This window comes from Ruegeria sp. AB8 (genome assembly GCF_056542605.1).
The window spans coordinates 1-2,108 of record NZ_JBQGAB010000073.1 but is presented as its reverse complement, the minus strand read 5'-3'; the positions used below and the strand labels follow the sequence as shown (position 1 = coordinate 2,108).

1 protein-coding gene is annotated in these 2,108 nt (G+C 52.2%); it reads right to left on the bottom strand.

What is annotated here, in order from left to right:
* Nucleotides 1-184: 184 nt before the first annotated feature.
* Nucleotides 185-1,798: a hypothetical protein gene (locus ACR0CG_RS23705; protein ID WP_480527953.1), complete on the bottom strand. Its 1,614-nt coding sequence runs from the start codon at nucleotides 1,796-1,798 to the stop codon at nucleotides 185-187.
* Nucleotides 1,799-2,108 lie beyond the last annotated feature (310 nt).

The following is a 2,108-nucleotide window of genomic DNA, read 5'->3' as shown; positions in this document are numbered from 1 at the left end:
GACCAGATACGACAGATGCCCGAAGGTCTTCCTCTCCGCCATCGCCCTCGCCGCAACCGTCATTTATTGGTTATGAGTCCTGACCCTAGCGAACGCCCTCCTGACAGATGAGCGAGTGTGGCCGATCCAAAAAGCTAGAGTACCACACAAGCTATACTAGAGCGGCCATACACCAATCTAACCTTTACGGTTGGTCGATCCCGTAGGTGACATAGGAGTAGCCAGCATTAACAAGCTGAACCGCATTTCGCTCCGAGAGTGCGGACAGCGCCATCCGTTCGAGAACTGTCTGCCCAAGTTCTTTCTCACCGGCACCAAAAGAGACAACAGCTAAAGCATTATAGATCAAATACCGATACTTGCCTTCTGTCTCGCCAGTTTCCGCAATCTTCCGCACACGTTGCAACGCCCACGAATGATGTTTCTTAGGTTGCTCTTTAACGGAGGCACGTCTCGCAAACTGACCTGCAATATACGCATAGTCATGTGGATGCAGAGTTTCTTCAGCGTGGTCCATAAGATCGGTCAGAACGTGGACCGGAAAACCTTGCGTATCCAAATACAACCACGCTGTGACAGGATCATCGATGCCCGATAGCATGCGTTTTGCCCTATCGATATCGCCAACAGATGCGCCGACGGATGCAATGCCTAAGCGCGCTTCGAGCGCGAGACCAGAACTTTGCCACGCCATAGGACCACTGACTAGACCGCTAGCAATGACATCCGACGGATCATCTGGGAAGAGGCTTTCCGCGATGGAAAGGCGGTGGACCACTTCGTCTACGGACGCTCCTGCAAAATACAAAGCCCGTGCCGCATCTATATGGGCAAAAACTTCAAAAGGGGTGTCTGTCTTGTCGGCAAGAGTTACCATTCTTTTGGAGAGGCGGTGTGCCAAATCCGTATAGCCAAGCGCAGCACTACGCAGCGCAACACGCTCCATAAGGTCAAAGTCCGGCCATGGTTTGCGTTCCGCGTGGTGATCAAAAGCCGCTTCTAGGTAGAACCGTGCCTTTTCATCATCGTTCTCGGCCTCGGCTGCGGTCAGAAGCAGATTTGGATACGACAAGCTTGATGATGGAACCAACTCCAGTACAGTTTCCGCGCCAGCAACCTCAAATACACGGCGCGAGTAATTTGGTGAACGGACGCGACCTTCCGCAATACGCAGGACCTCAATGACACCTTCTCGATCTTCGAGGCGTGCTCTCAATTCAGCGGCGTATGCAACCTGCCAAGCCCGGGCTTTTGGGGAGCCCGTCTCAAACCAATAAACGATGAGCGATGCCATGGCGGCTGCAATGTGCGCGTCTTTCTGAGGAACGGGAATATCGGGACGGATTGGGCGAGTACCGTATGGATCATCTCCCAATAATATTAGGCCCGCTAACCAGAGATCACTTGCGTGCGCTTGAGGCAGTCGCGCAAGTGCAGCATCGAGATCGTGCCCACCTTGTATGGCATTCACAAGCCGATGCACTGCAACAGATTTTGATGCGATTTCAGTTGCAGCCTGCGACGTTTTTCCTCGTTCAAGGGCAATCTTCATGAACAAGTTCTCAGCCTCATCTATGCGCCCAACCGCCGCGAGCTGGCTAAGCGGTCGCGTGTCGATTGGTTCGGGGTAATTCTCATTAAGCAGCTGAACACCGGTATCCAGCAAACAATTGGCTGAGATGTCTCCGGAACAGTTCGCCAGCATGCTGGCGTGTGACGATCTGTCGAGCAAACCCAGAACCACGACAGCGAACAACGATAAGACTGCCAGAAGTTTTGCTATTACTCTCTTACGCATATTATCTAGCCTTAAGCTCAATCTCGCAAAATCCATACAGTAGAAAATTGGCATATAGTGTGGCGTCAATGGCGGAGAATGGTCTCAAAAACTGTGAATGACCAGGCCACACACCAAAGCCCAAAGGGCGTTTGAAGTGACTAATTGTTCTCCTTACGAGAGGCCCGCTTTGCTTCAAAACGCTCCCATACCTTTATTCGCCCCTTTTGCCGTGCATCAGCTAGGGTCAGGACCCATTGATTTCCGCGTGGCTGCGTGAGTCACGGTTCGAAAATCGGGCGGTGACCATGTCTGATCTTTTTTGGCTGAC

Excerpts from the sequence above, each read along its gene's own strand:
- ACR0CG_RS23705 (WP_480527953.1), bottom strand. The coding sequence starts at position 1,798 with ATGCGTAAGAGAGTAATAGCAAAACTTCTGGCAGTCTTATCGTTGTTC.